The sequence below is a fragment of the Paenibacillus sp. EB106-04-04-XG159 genome (assembly GCF_058791835.1).
Genome location: NZ_JBYTDY010000006.1, coordinates 177,584 through 194,736, shown reverse-complemented (window position 1 = coordinate 194,736; position 17,153 = coordinate 177,584). Strand labels below are relative to the sequence as shown.

Here is a 17,153-nt window from a genome sequence, read left to right as displayed (position 1 = left end):
GAGGCGGATAACATGAAGCGGGCGCAACTGCAGCATACATTTCAACTGTTATTTGGAGAATGGCTTGACCAGTTTGAAGAGGGAGAAGAATATGCTCACTATCATTACGGTCCTGAGGAGATTCATCGTATAGGGTATTCAACTAACATAACACGGGATATCGTGAGACAGGCTGCTGAGAAGCAGGTTCAGCTGATCTTTACGCATCATGATGCGTGGGATTTCATGTACGGAATGAAAGAAGAATGTCACGCGCTCTTGAAGGAGCATCATATCAATCATTTATTTGTACATTTGCCGTTGGATTATGCGGAGTTCGGGACTTGCCATTCGTTGTTTGAAGTGCTCGGGATCGAGAACCTGATCCAACGTTCAGTTCATGAAGAAGATAGAAGTGTTCCAGGTGTGGGTGAGCTTGATGCGCCTGTTACATTTGAAGAACTCGTAGATAAAGTAAAGAATGAATTGGCTGAGGATGTAAAGTCGTGGAAGAATTCTAACCGGCTCATTAAACGAATAGGAATACTGACAGGTGCGGGGAATTCTACAAATAACGTTCGAGATGCATTTAATCTGGAGTGCGATGTGTATATAACAGGAGAAAAGTCATTATATACGGTCCAGTATGCACAGTATATGGGGTTGAACTTAATTGTGGGAAGCCACACATTTACAGAAATCTTCGGGGTAAGGTCGTTTGCGCAGAAGATAAAGGAACTGCACCCGGACGTAGAGATCGTGCAATTAATAGAAGAACACGTTGAATGATAAACAGTGGATGGTGACTAGATATTAAACTTTTATTTATATGCAGCCAGAATAAGTGGAGAAGCTTAACGGCGGAGAAGATATTTCACGGAATCAATGGGTATGAAGTTCGATCTGCGGGTACAGAGGCGAATGCAAGAATTAAGGTAACAGAAGGGCATATCGGGTGGGCAGACCTCATATTTGTGATGGAGAAGAAGCATCTGAGGAGAATAAAAGAGAAGTTCAGTGACTCCGCGTGTAACAAGAAGATCATCTGCTTGAACATACCTGATGAGTATCAGTACATGGATGAGGATTTAATCGGGATGCTGATCTCTAGTGTCTCCATGTATATCGAGCTGCCTGATTCATTAACGGACTTATAATACCTTAGAATTCTTAGATTCGTGAATGCCTTATGCGTTAGCTTGAATTCTCGAGAGTAATATGAGGGTGAGGTATTAGACATTGATATATATTCTAATAATAATCGTCATTGCCGTATTATTTAACATTGATCTCGGGTTGAGGAAGAAGCAGAAGAACGATGAAAGAATCATGAAACTCCTTGAATCCATATTGGCAGAAACGAAGGAACTTAGAAAGCAGGGGGAGGCTGGACAGAACTAAGATTGAACATTCTCGGATTATCAGGTGAGTATGAAACGAAGAGGAATGACACCAACCATGAAAATAAAAGAAATCAATCATCTCTGCTTCTCCGTATCTAATCTGGACACCTCAATTGCGTTCTATACCGATGTATTTGAAGCAAAGCTTTTAGTGAAGGGAAGAAGATTGGCTTATTTTGAACTGAATGGTTTATGGCTGGCGCTGAATGAAGAGGAGATCGATCGGAGCCAGAACAACAGGTCGTATACGCATATCGCCTTTACGGTTGAGGATGTGGACTTTGAATCCCTTGTTAATAGACTTGTAGAATTGAAAGTGAATATATTACCCAGTCGAACTAGAGATGCTAGGGATAAGCGATCGATCTACTTCTTGGACCCAGATGGACATATGTTTGAGTTTCATACGGGGCGGTTAGCAGACAGATTGGACTATTATAAGGCGGATAAAGAACACATGACATTTTATGAATGAGAATAATGCCTTTGTGCATCCTATAGCGTTAAATGAAAATGCAGCAGCAGATAATGGACTCATTTAGCTTGAAGAGATCACAGACTATTCGGCAATAGAGAATAACCCGGAGCTATTGAAGCAGGATATTAGGGATCAGTGGGGGGGCGTCGATGGAACTGTTATTTATTCGTCATGGACATGGTGAACATTTGCTGGATTATCCGCACCGCTTAAACACAGCACATCCAGGTCTCACTAGTTATGGAAAGTTGCAGGTCAATCAGCTTCGCCACGAGTTAGCCATTCAACCTGACGATATTATACTCGTAAGTCCAACCAAACGAACAATTGAAACAGCGCATATCCTGACCGACCATCATCATATCATCATATCTCCACTTGTTGGTCCTAGAATGTTCCCGCAGAATCCAGAGTTCCCGATATTCACATGTGATCAGATCTATTCTAAAGATGAGATTATGAAGCTCTTCAAAGACGCAATCACCCTCGACTTCGATGTGGACTGTTGGGAAGAAGGAATTAATCGAATAGCTCTGGAGAGATTTGAGCGTTATGCCAAGCAGTTACTAGATTGGTGCAAGGATAAGCATAATCGTATCCTCATAATCTCACATGACGGCACTATTACCAATTACCGTATCCTTTTAGGGGAGCGCGGATTAACGAGAAAGGATTTTCTCGGTGAGGCTGGGGTATACAAGATCAACATATAGCAGCTATTAAATTGCTTGGAGTCGTAAATAATCGATGGAATGATTAATGGGACAGCAGAAATGATTCCGAGACCAAGGGGGGAATGTGCTGATGAACATTCGATTGGCAACGTATCGCGACTGTGAAGGATTAGCGATGGTTCATGTGAATAGTTGGCGAACCGCTTATAAGGGGATCGTTGCGGAAGAATATTTGTCCAACTTATCCATCGAGGCAAGAACGAAGAGATGGGAATGGATTTTCAATAATCTCCATCAAGACGAAGTTATCTATGTAATTGAAGAACAGGGTCATATCATGGGGTTTATAGACGGCGGCAAGAATAGAGAAGTAGACACTGAATACTCCGCGGAGATCTATGCATTTTATCTGCTGCAGGAAGTTCAAGGAATGGGATACGGGAAGCGGCTTTTTCATACACTGCTCGAAGAACTGCGGTCGAAGGGGTATAACTCCTTGATGGTGTGGGTGCTCGAACGCAATCCTTCTATTCATTTCTACGAGAAATTAGGAGGACAGTTCGTAACGAAGAAAGAGTTTAAGATCGGGGAAGAGCTATTCATGGAGACCGCATTAGGATGGAAAGATCTTAATTAAGAGTGATCGAACGATAGTGCCATTCATTCTTCATAAAAAAAAGCCCAACCCTCAAGGCTTATGTGCCAATCAGGTCAGCTCCATTACAGGTTATAGTTGAGGAGATTAACAACAATGTGAGTCTTTATCTTTTGGACAGCAAATACAGAATGTCTTTTGAATATTCATCGAATACAAACAAGATCCTTGTGCAGAGCCCTGACAGCGAATCGATACACGTTTAACATCTTCAACTTGAATGGTAAATGTCGAACCACTGCTCTCTTGAAATATGCGTGGAGGAATAATTCTTTCAATTGGGGGGCAGTCATTTCTTGTTTCGATAACAAGAATTACAGTACAAGGTGGTCCTGAAAGATCAGTAACGGAAATTTGCATTATATTGTGATTATTAGTAACATCTTCATAAACTAACTGGTTTGAGCCATTGCAGGCTTGGCGATTCTCAAATGTTACAACATGTGTTTCTATAAAACAGGTGGTTTGGACTTTATGTTTGTCTTTATGTTTATCCGAACATCTACAATTGTCTCGTTTCTCATTACACAGAATACAAATATCCCAAAATGAACGACTATTCATTGATTGATGCACTCCTTTAACCATTTATTTATGATTCGGGATGTTCAATGCTCATTAAAGCACGGCCTCCGCAACCACAATCAGTATCTTGGTCTAGCAATTGAAGTAAACGGTGGATTCGTTGATTAGTGGGAAGGCGTAGCTGTTGTTTCTTTAACCTATCGATTAACTGGTCTAACTGGTCTTGAGGCATAGATAATCCGGTGTTTGGATATAGCAGCATCCTTTGATATTGCGAATTCTGATAGAGCACACTTTTTTCAAACAACTCGATAACATCTTCCTTGGCTGCATCAGTATTTATTAGCTCCATGATATTAAACATGTTCTGTTCTGCAAGATATCTTCTAAGGATTTGTTTCATTCCATTATCCACATATCTCACCCCCATGAATCTATTATATGAAATCTGAGAGAAATTGATCATGTGTTTGTCCAATGCCTTGACCAATTAGTAGCTAGTAGTTATAGATTGTTATGTCAGCATCATTCAGTGATAGATTCTTACCCCAAGGAGGTACTAATGGCATTTGATCATATTAGAAAATGGTTGATAGCAGTCATTGTAATAGGTGTTCTCGTTCTGCTGTATGGGCTGTGGAGTTATATACCGAGGTCGGTGAGCTCAGATACACCGGATTCCTACTATATGGGAGTGATGATTAAGCAAATCACCCTACCGCTATTAGGGCTTGCGCTCATAGCCCTTGGAACGATACTGTTGCGAACCATAGAGAGTACTAAACGAGAGTTATCGGCATTAAGATGCGAATTAATTGAATTGCGCAAACAAACGGAAGCCTTGAACAAGAACAACTCCAACTCATTAAAATGAGTCACATCGGATAACATGGAACAGAGGGAGCCACTACATGGAGAAGCTGTATCTAATTGAGCCAACATCTGAACTCAAGGAAGAATATATCGAGATGATCGAAGAATGGAGTCAGACTGGAGAGAGGATGGTTCCATTCGTTTTGAGGTTTGATTACCGTGATTATGATGGACTACTCAAGGAATTAGCTGATCTAAAGGCAGGAATCAATCTCGCCGAGCATGCAGTCAGTAGTTCGACCTATTGGTTAATTGGGGCAAATAGGCGAGTATTGGGAGCCGTCAATATTAGACATCGATTGAATTCATGGCTGTTAGAGAGAGGCGGACATATCGGATACGGAATACGGCCAAGCGAGAGAAGAAAAGGGTATGCAACTCAGTTGCTGTCTCTAGCCTTAGAGGAATTCAAGAAGATGGGGATTGAGAAAGCATTAGTTACCTGTGATAAAAATAATATAGGATCAGCTAAGACCATACGGAATAACGGCGGTGTGCTGGAGTCTGAGCCAATCGTAGACGGCGTAGCCATTCAAAGATACTGGATTCTTACGTAAGATAGGTGATAAGGGGGAGAATCTTATGAAGCTAGTTATCATATTTGGGCCTCAAGCAGTCGGGAAGATGACAGTTGGGCAGGAACTCGCCAAGATAACGGATCTGAAGCTGTTTCATAACCATATGACGATAGAACTCGTCTCTAACTTCTTTAACTATGGCACTGCGGTGGGGAAACGCTTGGTTAGAATATTTCGAGAAGAAATCTTCGAGGAAGTATCCAAGAGTGATCTAGCTGGCTTAATCTTCACTTATGTGTGGGCGTTCGAGATGCAGAGTGAATGGGACTATATAAATAAGATCAGTCATATGTTCGAGTCTAGGGGCGGTACAGTCTATTATGTTGAGCTTGAGGCGGATGTAGAATTAAGGCTCGAACGCAATAAAAGTCCGAATCGACTCGAGCACAAGCCGACTAAACGAGATCTTGAGTTCTCCGAACGGGATCTTATTCGGTCTATGGAGAGGCATCGATTAAATTCCCATGAAGGCGAAATAACGAAAGAGAACTATATCAGGATCAATAATACGATGCTGAGTCCAGAGGAAGTCGCGCGAATGATTAAGGAAAGGTTTCAATTATAGCAGAGGCAGTGGGGGAGAAGAGCAGTGATAAACGAGTTGTTCAATGCCACAAAATCGTTACGAAGCGAGTGTGATACTTGATGGATTCAGTATGGGGAGAGCTTACTCGGAACTTCGAGCTCACGAATAACTTGAGGGATGACATCTACACATTTCTCAACGCTAATCATTGTCCGAAGACTGCCGAGCATTGTATGGATGTTGGGGCGGAAGCGAGGAGAGTGGCGATCTTGTTTCACGCTGATCCTGCTGCAGCAGAGATCGCGGGCTGGCTGCATGACATAAGCGCGGTGTTTCCGAATCAAGAGCGGATTGCTGTAGCGAGAAGGCTGGGTATTGAAGTGCTGCCCGAAGAAGAAATGTTCCCTATGATCATTCATCAGAAGTTATCGAAGGCGATGGCCAGAGACATATTCAAAATATCGAATGACGAGATATTGGATGCGGTTGGATGTCATACGACACTTAGGGCGAATTCGACTAAGCTGGATCAGGTATTATTTGTGGCGGATAAGATCGCATGGGATCAATCGGGCGAACCGCCATACCTGTATAAGCTTCGCAGTAGTCTGGATAAGTCACTAACTCACGGGGCCTTTGCTTATATCGATTATTTGTGGGAACGGAAGGAATCACTTCAGGTCATACATCCATGGCTCAGAGATGCGTATGAAGAGTTAAAGGATATTGGTATGAATAATATCTTCATTAAACGTATCCATGATCTATCTAAGGTTGATACCTTAGAGTTGGTACAAGAAAGCAGCCTTGCCGGTTATCGTCATATTGCGCGTTTAGTTGAGGAATATCGCTTAGGTCAGAATACATTTGATAAGCCAGGTGAAATGTTGTTGGGGGCATACGATCATGAGCGATTGATTGGCGTATGCGGATTGAATCAGGATCCGAATCATGAACAAGCAGGAATAGGCAGGCTGCGTCGAATGTACGTGTTAGAGAAATACCGCAGACGAGGGATCGCGAAACGCTTGGTAGATGACATTTTGAAATGTGCTCAAGATCATTTTCAGGTGATAATTCTGTATACGGATAACAAGGACGCTGCGAAGTTCTATGAATCTATAGGATTCAAGGTTAATCGAGAATACGTAAAGGCAAGCCACTACATATTGCTCTAAGAGCTGGCGCAGAACAGGATCCTACAGTTTCAATTCATTCGTGAATCCAATGTGCGTTACATTCGGTTGGCGAAGCCTATTATGAGAGGAAGTGTAGCAGTATCTATGAATAAGAGACCAGCATGTTTAGATGCTATTGCTGAAAGAGCGAGTGAACTCAACTTTACGATGTCATGCGATACAGCGACAGGGCAGCTGCTGCGGACATTGGCAGGCTCCAAGCGGAATGGGATATTTTTAGAACTAGGTACTGGAGCAGGTGTTTCGACAGCATGGATACTAGACGGCATGGATGAGTCATCTAAGCTGATTTCGGTAGAGATGAATGAATCCTTTCAGAATGTTGCAAGAGCTAGCATTGTCGACGAGCGAGTGGAGTTTGTCACGATAGATGGCGGTGTGTATATCGAAGAGAATAAGGATAAGAAGTATGATCTTATTTTCGCGGATACTTGGCCTGGTAAATATTATTTGCTGGAAGAGGCATTAGCAATGGTGAAGCCTGGAGGACTCTATATTATTGATGACTTGACGCCAGTGGAATCGTGGCCTGAAGGTCATGCTGAGAAGGCAGAGAGCTTGATTCAGACGATGAGAGAGCTCGAAGACTTTCATGTGCTTGAGTTGAATTGGTCGACAGGCTTGATGATAGCTGCCAGAAAATAAGAGTGTTATTAGAAGGAGGAATCATCCCATGAGGCGTGTAGATGTATCCTATGCATTGGTCGTAGATGAGTCGAATACCAAGGTGCTTATGGTGAAGAACAATAGAAACTCCAGCTGGTCTCTTCCGGGCGGAGCAGTTGAGAGCTCAGAATCGCTTGCGCAAGCAGCGATCAGGGAGGCAAAAGAAGAAACCGGTCTGGATGTAGCGGTGCACGGTATAGTTGCTGTAAATGAATGCCTATTTCAAGACAGAGGAGAACATGCACTGTTTATCACTTTTCGAGCAGAGATCATAGGGGGCAGTCTGGAAATTGTGAGGTCTCATGAAATTGCTGAGGTTGCGTGGGTGGATATAGATCAAGCGGATGAATTCATGCCTTATTACAAGCAAGGTATGAGAGCGTTAATCGAGGGAAGCGAAATCTACTATCATGATCAGGGTGTGATCTAAAGAAAATGTTTAAGGGAAGGGATAGCATGAAGAAAGCTGTAACTGTCGCGATTGTTGTGATCGTAATCGTTTCTGTTGGGTGGCTGGTCAAGGAGCTATTCAGTTGGGGTCCCCCTTCACCGACGATTCAAGCGGGCAAGGATAAAGTTGCTGCGTTACAAGGCTCCTATTGCTGGACCGAGATGTTCCGATCAAAATGTGCAGATATGGCATCTCCTCCGATGATGGTAAAACATGAAGGCGTTAAGCCTGTGGTTGTTTCACCAGAAGCTCAGCTGACTATTAGTTTCGGGAAGAAGCCGCATGAAGACACATTAGGTGCGAATATCTGGCTGGGTGAGAGTGGTCCGAAACAAGCCAATCTCAACGGAAACGTTCTGACCGTGCCTAAGGAAAAAGGCGTGTACATCTATGACATCTATGCGAGGTGGAACAAGGGCGGTTCGAGCTATGTGTTCGTCATTGAGGTTCAATAGCAACTAAAATGGACAGTAAGATCCTCTATTGACGAAAGCGGTTTCAGTCGATATATTAAGTATAAATCGTAACGTTTATATATAAAATGGTACATAATAAACGAAAAAATAGGATGGAATAGCCGTTGATGCTGCTGTACTTCATGGGTAGTAACTTTTTTTGCTTTATTTTCGAAACGTTTCGATCGCGGCAAAGGCTCTTATCATTCATTATGTGTTCTATTACAGCATGTAAAGGAGAATTGCAATGAAGAATGAAAGCGTTAGCATAAAGAGGATATTACTACTGTGTATTACGGGGATGATCGTGCTCACTCTTGTGTTGATACCCATTCTGTCGCAACCAGCCGCACCGGTTCAATCGTTACCTAAGCAAGCAGCACTGTTGCCTGGCGATGAGGAGATGCTGGAGGAAGAGACTCGCAAGTCATTTGATTTTTTCTGGAATGAAGCGAATACAGATCCGAATAGCGATGGATATGGATTGATTCGTGACCGAGCGCCCGGAAATGCGGACATGAGCAGTGTAGCTTCGGTTGGCTTTGGAATGTCGGCGATTGTGATCGGGGCAGAGCGCGAATATATTACGAAGGAACAAGCAGAAGAGCGCATACTGGGAACACTTGATACGATGCTGACAAAGGCGGAGCAGGTTAATGGCTTCTTCTATCATTTTTTAGATATGGATACAGCGCAGCGCTTCGGAAATAGCGAAGTATCGGTTATCGATACGGCCATTTTTATAAGTGGAGCTATCTCGGCAGGAGAATATTTTGGCGGGGAAGTCAAAGAGAAGGCAGAGCAGCTCTATAAGAATGTGGATTGGGAATGGTATCGCAATAAGGACACGAACCAATTCTATATGGGATATTCTCCGGAACATGGATTCACGGGAGCATGGGACTTTTACGGTGAGCAATTTATGCTGTACTTCCTTGGAGCTGCTTCACCAACGCATCCTGTAAATCCTGATATGTTCTATGACTTTATTCGGGAAACAGGGTCGTATGGCCACTATCCGCCATTTATCCATTCTTGGTTCGGATCGATCTTTACTCATCAATTCTCATATGCATGGTTCGACCTCCGCTATAAGATCGATGAGGAAAATGTAAACTGGTGGGATAACTCCGTTATTGCGACGAAGACAAGCCGTCAATTCAGCATCGATCAAGCGGAGCAGTTCAAGACGTTTGGACCGAATTCATGGGGATTAACGGCATCTGATGGTCCAAATGGTTATCAAGGTCGTTACGGCTCAGCGCCGACTGGATTTAACAATGATCAGCATTTAATTGATGGGACGGTTCCTCCAGCGGGTGCGATCGGGTCGATCGTATTTGCGCCAGAAGATGTGCTTGCTGCCATGCGTCATTATAACTCAATTCCGGAATTGAAAGGTCAATATGGCTTTCAGGACTCCTATAACTTAGATGTTTCTCCTGCTTACTATGGAGAGGATGTTATCGGAATTGATAAGGGCATTTCGATGATTATGATCGAGAACTATCGCACAGGGCTCATATGGGATCTAATGAACCAGAACAAGTACATTCAGGCTGGGATGAAGATGGTTGGTCTGACACAGCTAGGTACTGAAGTTGTAGATGATTATGAAGGCAACCGAAATCATGACGGCTGGCAAATGAACACATCCGATCAAATGTATACGCTGCAAGAATCGAATGAGGAATCATATACGGGCTTAAAGTCGATGAAAGTCGAATACGATAAGAAGAATGCCGCCTCGTCTTACTTTAATGCTCAATTCGATCAGGTCGACTTCAGCGATATGGATGAGCTGAGCTTTAATGTGAAAGGGAAAGTCAAGCTGTTAGTTAAACTTGAAGGCGATTCGGGCAATAGCATCGAGAAAGAGTTTAGTTCAAAAGGTGACAAATGGAACCAGTTCGTATGGGAGTTCTCTAAGGAAGAGAAGGCGAAGCTAACCACGATGAACACATTGATGTTCATTGCCCAGCCTGGAGAAGAACAGGTTCAGGGAACCTTTTACATGGATGATATTCAATTTGCGTCCAATCGACCGTTAGGCACGAATCCATTGGTTGAAGGTAAAGTCACTGTTGGCGAGGAGTTAACGGGATCATATACTTATCTTGATGTGAATGGCAGTCCAGAGGGCAAGACGCGCTATCAGTGGCTATCCGCATCGGATAAGTATGGTGAATATACTGAGATAGCTGGAGCGAATGCCAGCAGATATACCGTTAAGGCGGAAGACAAAGGAATGCATCTCAAGGTCGCGATCACGTCTGTTAATCGTGAAGGCATTGAAGGTAAAACATTGGAGAGTCCTGCTTACGGTCCGGTGGTGGAGCCATAATTCTTTTGTAAGATGTTATGAAAAGTGAACTCTAGGTTGAAATGAGTATTGGGCGGGGATTATCTGGAATATTGCCGAGGAAATAATGAAGCTCAAGCAGCAATTAGGCAGAGATTTCATAATCTTCGGCAGTGGAAAACTAGTTCTGCTTTGACTCGGCCGCAGATTCTGCGGCTTTTTTTTGTTGAGCGGTCGCACGATATTACATTATATCTAATCAGCTGGACTACAATGATCGGAAATCCCCCCTCATGAGAAGATTTTATTAGCCGCACAATTATGCCGACACCAACGGACAAATTATTTTGCTCGAATGCGTTATATTAGGTTAATACCAAGATTACATATACTTCCAACAAATAGAATGCCAGTACCTGATGTTGAAATCGCGACGTAATCCATATGTTCAACATTCCAAGCATAGGTGGTGGTCTAAGTGTTTCCTGAATCTTCAACTCCCTCCTTTCGCGCGGCCTTTTTTTGGCGGCACTTTATCAATTACTTTATGTTGATCTTTATTCCGGTGATTGTCGCCAGCATACTGGTGCATCTTCTAGTCGTCAGCTTGATTGAAGAGGATGCTAAGAAGCTGAACAACATGATGATTAGCAAATTTACGGAGCAGGCTGATACCGAGTTCAATAGGCTGAAGACAAATATGATTAACATGCTCAGCAACTCCAACATTCGCAGTCTGTTGAACGCAGTGGAGGATAAGAATCAGGATCCCTTCCAACGCGCTGAGCTGATTCAAGTTCTGCGGGAGCAGCTGAACAAGCTGCAATCGGAAGCTTTAGTGTCCAAAGCGTATTTGTACTTTGTACAACATGACCTGGTGATTGATGCTGATATCTATACGGACAAATACTATTACTTTAACTATTCCTATCCGCTGACCGAACAACAGCAAACGTCTCTTAGGACGAATTTTATGGGTAAAAAAATGATGAGCTTCTTAGAGCAGCAGGGTACTGTCATTCCCGCCGTGATGAGCTATCCTTTCAATACGAACTCTCCAGATGTGTATCTCGTCGTTAACGTTCAACATGATAAGCTGCAGGAGCTCATACGCATTCAGCAGGAATGGGTGACGGGAACCGCTATAATCGGCACCCAAGGGCAAGTTCTAAGCAGAGCTGGTCTGGATACGGAAGAGATTAGCCTGCTGAATGTGCTTCCCCGCCAAGACTTGAGTGACAGCAAGGAAACGAGGTATATGATCAATGGAGACAAGGCGCTGCTAGTCGTTCCATCCGGTTTCGATGATGCTTGGCATTATCTGAGTATCATAGACCAGCAGTTGCTGATGAAGCCCGCGGATATGACCAGAATGATCATCTGGCTGTTCCTGGCCTTCTTCCTCATGGTGGGGAGCATCGTATCGTATATGTTGAGCCGCCGCATCTATCGGCCGATCATGGAGATCCAAGAGAACTTGAAGTCCCATCGCCCTGCCACCAGTCAGGCGGGTGCAAGAGAGAACGAATTTGATGTCATTAACCGCTTCTCCCGGCTGCTGGTAATCGAGAATAAGCAGTTATCCCAGCTGATCAACGGCATGCTGCCTATCGTTCAGGAGCACTTTATCGCGAAGATGCTGCTGGGCGAGTATCGGGATGAACTGTCGATCGAAACGTATGCGAAGGAGATCGGATTCACGTACAGCAAGAAAGCAATGCGCACCGTTCTGTGCATTGCCTTTCATTACAGCGCGGAATACGAAGTGCTATCCGAATCCTCGAGATCGTTTCTGATGGCGGAGCTTAAGGAGCGCATTCATCAACTGTTTCCCCCGACGATCTGGTTCTGCCAGACGAAGCCGGATACGCTGGCATGTGTCGTCCATCAAGATCCGTTCCTCCATCTAACTTCGATGGAGGATGCGAACCTATTGAAGATGGCGCTGCAGCTATACAGCACCTACTTCAAAGCGTCGATCGGCATCGGCCAGAATGTGCATACCATCGAAGATCTGCATCTGTCGTATGAGACTGCGATGTCTGCGCTTCAACGGCGGAGACTTCATTCAGACATTGAGATCTGCACGGTCAACACGGAAGCTGATTCTGTCCCGTGCGATACCTTCTTATCGGTGCAGGAAGTAACACATATGCTGAACCAATACAAGACACGCGAGTATAACAAGCTGCTTCAGTATGTATACGATGTGATTGATGAGGGCGTTCACATGAATACGACGGTCGTCCAGATGAAGCAACTGTGCACGGATATTCTGAATACGTGGATTCGCGCGGTTGAAGTTGACCGCAAGGATTTCAATGTGTCCTTCTATGCGGATCTGTATCAGAAGCTGAATCGATGCATCACGGGTGATGAGCTCAAGGCGTGCTTTGCAGATATTCACGGACACCTATTTCCTATAGCAGAGTTCGGAGATAAGGTCAAGAAATTCAATGATATTCTGACGTACATTCACGAGCACTATGATGAGGAGCTGTCGATCGATTATTTTGCGGAAACCTTGAACATGTCAGTAGGACACTTTAGCCGTACATTCAAGGAAGAAGTCGGGGAGAAATATGTGGACTACATCGCGAAATATAGATTGATGAGAGCAAAAGAGATGCTGCTGACGACGGACTGGAAGATTGACGATATCGCCGAGAAGGTAGGATATTGGGGGCGCAATTCATTTATCCGCATGTTCCGCAGATATGAGGGGATCACCCCTGCACAATACCGTGCGATTCATCAGTAGCCAGCGAGAGACTTCATTATTTTCTGAAGTCTCTTTTTTTTCCTGAATGCGTCTTTTTTCTGTATACTGCAAGGCTGTAAGAATTGCTACCTTACACAAATAAGTACGCTTTACGCTCCAATAACGGCTGCCTATAGTTAGACCTACGGCGCTCAATCCGCCGTCAATACACTGCGAAGAGGGGGGGAGGTTGTGTCAAGAAGTTCTCGCATCTGGTATATATTGAAACGCCATAAAGCGCTGTATCTGCTCATGCTTCCTGGGATCTTGTACTACATCATTTTCAGATACATGCCGATGTATGGGATCGTTATCGCGTTTCAGGATTATTCTGTAGGTCGAGGCATATGGGACAGCAAGTTTGTCGGACTTAAGCATTTCATCGAGTTCTTCTATGTGACCCCGGATGCTTGGAAGCTGATTCGCAATACAGTGATGCTGAATATGTATGACCTATTGTTTCATTTCCCAGCACCTATTGTATTGGCGATCTTGTTCCATGAGATTCGCGGCAAATTTTTTAAGAGACTGGTACAATCCATCAGCTACATGCCCCACTTCTTGTCCACGGTCGTTATCGCCGGGATACTGGTTACCTTTCTCTCGCCGACCACAGGTGTCATTAATCATCTTCTAGTGAAAATATTCGGTATGGAGCCAATCATGTTTCTGGGGATGCCGGAATGGTTCCGGACGATATACGTCGGTTCGGAGATATGGCAGAAGATAGGCTGGGGAACGATTCTCTACCTTGCCGCGATCGCAGGGATCGATCCTACCTTATATGAAGCGGCCAAGATGGACGGGGCGAATCGGTTTCAGCAGATTCGTCATATTACGCTCATAGGCATGCTGCCTGTCATGATCATTCTGTTTGTGCTTACGCTCGGCAATTTCATGGAGATCGGATTCCAGAAAATATTGCTGTTGTACAACTCTATGAACTATGAGACTTCAGATGTTATCAATACGTTCGTTTATCGGCGAGGTATTCTGGATGCGGACTTCAGCTTTGCTACGGCTGTCGGACTGTTCCAATCCCTAATCGGGCTTATTCTTGTCGTGTCAGCCAACCGTATCGTTCGCAAATATTCGGAGACCAGTCTATGGTGAAAGGCGGACGGATATGAAGATCAAAGAAAGTGTTGGGTCACGGCTGTTTGACATCTTAAATTATGGCTTCTTGATCCTGTTTATCATTGTCATGGTCTATCCGATGATCTATGTATTCTCCGCCTCGATCTCTAACAATGCGCTGGTGGCAAGAGGAGATGTGCTGCTATGGCCGAAGGATATCACTTGGATCGCCTATGAGCAATTAATCTATAACTCGGATCTGTGGATCAGTTACTGGAATACGATTCGCTATACAGTTCTTCACGTTGTGCTCACCTTAATCGCAACTGCGGCCATGGCATACCCATTGTCGAAGAAGTGGCTGCCTGGACGCCGAATCATATTGATGCTGGCTGCATTTACCTTGCTGTTCAGCGGCGGAATGATTCCGACCTTTCTCGTGGTTCAGTCATTGGGCTTGTTGAATACGATCTGGGCCATGGTCCTCCCGACATTGATCAGCACCTGGTATCTATTCATTATGCGAACCTTCTTCGAGGCGCTTCCTGCTGAATTGGAAGATGCGGCGACGATAGACGGATGCAGTACCTTGCAAGTGCTGACTCGGGTCGTCATGCCCCTATCGATGCCTGTTATCGTGACGATCGGCTTGTTCACCGCCGTTAACCAATGGAATGCCTTCTTCGAAGCGTTGATTTACATGAGTGACCGCAATATGTATCCGTTGCAGATTATGCTCCGCAACATATTGATAGCTGGAACGAATGTGCAGGGCGAAGGCGATCTAACCTACCTGGAGACGTTGAAGTACGCCATGATCATTATCGCGACGTTGCCTATTTTGTGCGTGTATCCGTTTTTGCAGAAGTATTTTATTCAAGGCACTATGATCGGCGGAATTAAAGGATAGTTGAATAGTTGGATAGTTGTAGATTCATGGAATCTATCGCTATATCGTGTGTGGTTCTGATATGAAAAAAGGGAGGTAGAAGCGTGAAGAGAAAATATGTAGCCATGATTCTAACCGCATGCTTGTTGATCGGGGTACTTGCAGCGGGATGTTCAGGTAAGGGGTCCGATAGCGGCGACGGGGGCGGAGGCTCTAAGAAGCCGATAACGTTCTCTTGGCTCGTATATGACCGGACCGAGGGCAAGGTTCGCACGGATTGGGATATATTCAAGGAGATTAAGGAGAAGACAGGCGTATCGGTTGATTTCCAGGTGGTCAGTCAGGAAGGGCTCGCTGAGAAGAAACAGATTATGATCGCGACGAACACCGCGACAGACTTCATTCAGGTCACCACGCAGGAAGGCAGAGAACACGGGCCAGACAAGATATTCCTTAACTTAAATGATTACCTGGATAAAGCTCCAAACATCAAGAGCTTCTTCGATAAATATCCGGAAGCTAAAGCGGTAGCCACAGGAGCGGACGGCGGCATCTATATGGTTCCCGTAATCGAAGGGGATGCCGAAGGCAAGGGCTTCAACTTCATCTGGTACAGCCGCAAAGATCTGATGACGAAGCACGGCTTGAAGGCGCCGACGACGCTGGATGAATTCTATCAGTTCCTGAAGCAGTTCAAGGAGAAGGAACCGAACTCCTATCCGCTCACAGCGAATGCTATAGTGGGCGATACGGGGATCTATACTACGTTCGGAAGAATATTTACGGGCATTCACGGATTCTATAATATCGATCCGACGACAGACAAATACGCGTTCGCACCATACCATGACGGCTACAAGGATGCTCTCTTATTCTTGAATAAGCTGTACACGGAGAAGCTGCTAGATCCAGAATATTCGTTAATCACGCAAGCTCAATGGGAGGAACGCATCCTGACAGGCAAGTCGCTTGTTACTTATTTCTGGAAGGCGGATCTGGAATCGCTTACAGCGAAGGCTCACAAAGCTGGGACAGCCGACTATGAACTGGATGCTATCCCGCAATTTGCGGCTGACGGCGTTAAGAATTATCAGTTCTCGCGTCCGGTCGTAGGCGCCGTAGGCCGCTCGATCTCAGCGAAGGTGAAGGATAAGGATCGGGCTGTTCAGTTCCTCGACTACCTGGTAAGCGATGAAGGCTCCAAATACCTTTCGCTGGGTATTGAAGGCAAGACATATACGATGGAGGACGGCAAGCCGGTCTATATGAAGGAATTCGGCACTTCTCCATTTACCGTGCTGCGCAAGGATTGGGGCGTGTGGTATGACATGATCACCTTGGATAACGCCAGATCCCGTGAAGTATGGGAACGCGGCCTGAGCGATAAGAGTAAGGATATAAATGCAAGATATGCGGAGTACATCATTCCAGCGCCGAAGCAGATCGTGAAGACGGATGAAGAGCTGGAGCTTGAGAAGTCGAAGCTGACGAACTTGAACAAATTCCTAGAGCAGAAGCTAACAGAATTCGTAACGGGCAAGGTGCCAATCAATGATAAGACGTATCAAGATTTTATCGATCAAGCGAAGAAGCTCGGCTCTGATGAACTGCTGAACATGTACAACACAGCTTATACACGGACATATGGCGGCAAATAGTTGG

Annotated in this window: 19 protein-coding genes; 17 read left to right on the top strand and 2 right to left on the bottom strand. The window is 44.7% G+C overall.

Features of this window, described 5'->3' with window-relative positions:
- The first annotated feature begins 12 nt into the window (after positions 1-12).
- The 5 genes from AC3WTP_RS09735 to AC3WTP_RS09715 all read left to right on the top strand — a co-directional run bounded on the left by AC3WTP_RS09735 (position 13) and on the right by AC3WTP_RS09715 (position 3,171).
- Positions 13-768, top strand: a complete 756-nt coding sequence (locus AC3WTP_RS09735; protein WP_492394395.1) for a Nif3-like dinuclear metal center hexameric protein — start codon at positions 13-15, stop codon at positions 766-768.
- A 23-nt stretch (positions 769-791) separates the two neighbouring features.
- Positions 792-1,136 (top strand): low molecular weight protein tyrosine phosphatase family protein, encoded by a 345-nt coding sequence (locus tag AC3WTP_RS09730; RefSeq protein WP_492394500.1) that lies wholly within the window; start codon positions 792-794, stop codon positions 1,134-1,136.
- 301 nt (positions 1,137-1,437) lie between these two features.
- Positions 1,438-1,857, top strand: a complete 420-nt coding sequence (gene fosB / locus AC3WTP_RS09725; protein WP_492394394.1) for a metallothiol transferase FosB — start codon at positions 1,438-1,440, stop codon at positions 1,855-1,857.
- A 152-nt stretch (positions 1,858-2,009) separates the two neighbouring features.
- Positions 2,010-2,573, top strand: coding sequence for a histidine phosphatase family protein (locus AC3WTP_RS09720; protein ID WP_492394393.1), 564 nt, complete (start codon positions 2,010-2,012; stop codon positions 2,571-2,573).
- Positions 2,574-2,664: 91 nt separating this feature from the next.
- The gene (locus AC3WTP_RS09715; RefSeq protein ID WP_492394392.1) at positions 2,665-3,171 is read left to right on the top strand and encodes a GNAT family N-acetyltransferase; all 507 of its coding nucleotides are present in this window, start codon (positions 2,665-2,667) and stop codon (positions 3,169-3,171) included.
- Positions 3,172-3,276: 105 nt separating this feature from the next.
- On the opposite strand, the gene AC3WTP_RS09710 is transcribed toward AC3WTP_RS09715, so the two are convergent.
- Positions 3,277-3,753 carry a hypothetical protein gene (locus AC3WTP_RS09710; RefSeq protein ID WP_492394391.1) on the bottom strand — a complete coding sequence of 159 codons (477 nt, stop codon included), beginning with the start codon at positions 3,751-3,753 and terminating at the stop codon, positions 3,277-3,279.
- Positions 3,754-3,781: 28 nt separating this feature from the next.
- On the bottom strand, positions 3,782-4,129 hold the full coding sequence (locus AC3WTP_RS09705; RefSeq protein ID WP_492394390.1) for a hypothetical protein: 348 nt from the start codon (positions 4,127-4,129) through the stop codon (positions 3,782-3,784).
- A gap of 147 nt (positions 4,130-4,276) precedes the next feature.
- Here AC3WTP_RS09705 and AC3WTP_RS09700 point away from each other — a divergent pair, with 147 nt between their 5' ends.
- From AC3WTP_RS09700 to AC3WTP_RS09645, 12 genes are all read left to right on the top strand, one after another.
- Positions 4,277-4,588: a hypothetical protein gene (locus tag AC3WTP_RS09700; RefSeq protein WP_492394389.1), complete on the top strand. Its 312-nt coding sequence runs from the start codon at positions 4,277-4,279 to the stop codon at positions 4,586-4,588.
- Between the two features lie 37 nt (positions 4,589-4,625).
- Positions 4,626-5,144: a GNAT family N-acetyltransferase gene (locus AC3WTP_RS09695; protein ID WP_492394388.1), complete on the top strand. Its 519-nt coding sequence runs from the start codon at positions 4,626-4,628 to the stop codon at positions 5,142-5,144.
- Positions 5,145-5,169: 25 nt separating this feature from the next.
- Entirely contained in the window at positions 5,170-5,730 is a 561-nt protein-coding gene (locus tag AC3WTP_RS09690; RefSeq protein WP_492394387.1) for an AAA family ATPase, read from the top strand.
- A gap of 80 nt (positions 5,731-5,810) precedes the next feature.
- Complete coding sequence (locus AC3WTP_RS09685) at positions 5,811-6,869, top strand: GNAT family N-acetyltransferase (RefSeq protein WP_492394386.1); 1,059 nt, start codon at positions 5,811-5,813, stop codon at positions 6,867-6,869.
- 105 nt (positions 6,870-6,974) lie between these two features.
- Complete coding sequence (locus AC3WTP_RS09680; protein ID WP_492394385.1) at positions 6,975-7,535, top strand: O-methyltransferase; 561 nt, start codon at positions 6,975-6,977, stop codon at positions 7,533-7,535.
- Positions 7,536-7,563: 28 nt separating this feature from the next.
- Positions 7,564-7,986 (top strand): NUDIX hydrolase, encoded by a 423-nt coding sequence (locus tag AC3WTP_RS09675; RefSeq protein WP_492394384.1) that lies wholly within the window; start codon positions 7,564-7,566, stop codon positions 7,984-7,986.
- Positions 7,987-8,012: 26 nt separating this feature from the next.
- Positions 8,013-8,462 (top strand): hypothetical protein, encoded by a 450-nt coding sequence (locus tag AC3WTP_RS09670; protein WP_492394383.1) that lies wholly within the window; start codon positions 8,013-8,015, stop codon positions 8,460-8,462.
- A gap of 247 nt (positions 8,463-8,709) precedes the next feature.
- Positions 8,710-10,806, top strand: a complete 2,097-nt coding sequence (locus AC3WTP_RS09665; protein ID WP_492394382.1) for a glucoamylase family protein — start codon at positions 8,710-8,712, stop codon at positions 10,804-10,806.
- A gap of 436 nt (positions 10,807-11,242) precedes the next feature.
- Positions 11,243-13,525 carry a helix-turn-helix domain-containing protein gene (locus AC3WTP_RS09660; RefSeq protein ID WP_492394381.1) on the top strand — a complete coding sequence of 761 codons (2,283 nt, stop codon included), beginning with the start codon at positions 11,243-11,245 and terminating at the stop codon, positions 13,523-13,525.
- A 192-nt stretch (positions 13,526-13,717) separates the two neighbouring features.
- Positions 13,718-14,638: an ABC transporter permease gene (locus tag AC3WTP_RS09655; RefSeq protein ID WP_492394380.1), complete on the top strand. Its 921-nt coding sequence runs from the start codon at positions 13,718-13,720 to the stop codon at positions 14,636-14,638.
- Between the two features lie 13 nt (positions 14,639-14,651).
- A complete protein-coding gene (locus AC3WTP_RS09650) occupies positions 14,652-15,512 on the top strand; it encodes a carbohydrate ABC transporter permease (RefSeq protein ID WP_492394379.1) in 861 nt (286 codons plus the stop codon).
- 104 nt (positions 15,513-15,616) lie between these two features.
- On the top strand, positions 15,617-17,149 hold the full coding sequence (locus AC3WTP_RS09645; RefSeq protein ID WP_492394499.1) for an extracellular solute-binding protein: 1,533 nt from the start codon (positions 15,617-15,619) through the stop codon (positions 17,147-17,149).
- The last annotated feature ends 4 nt before the right edge of the window (positions 17,150-17,153 follow it).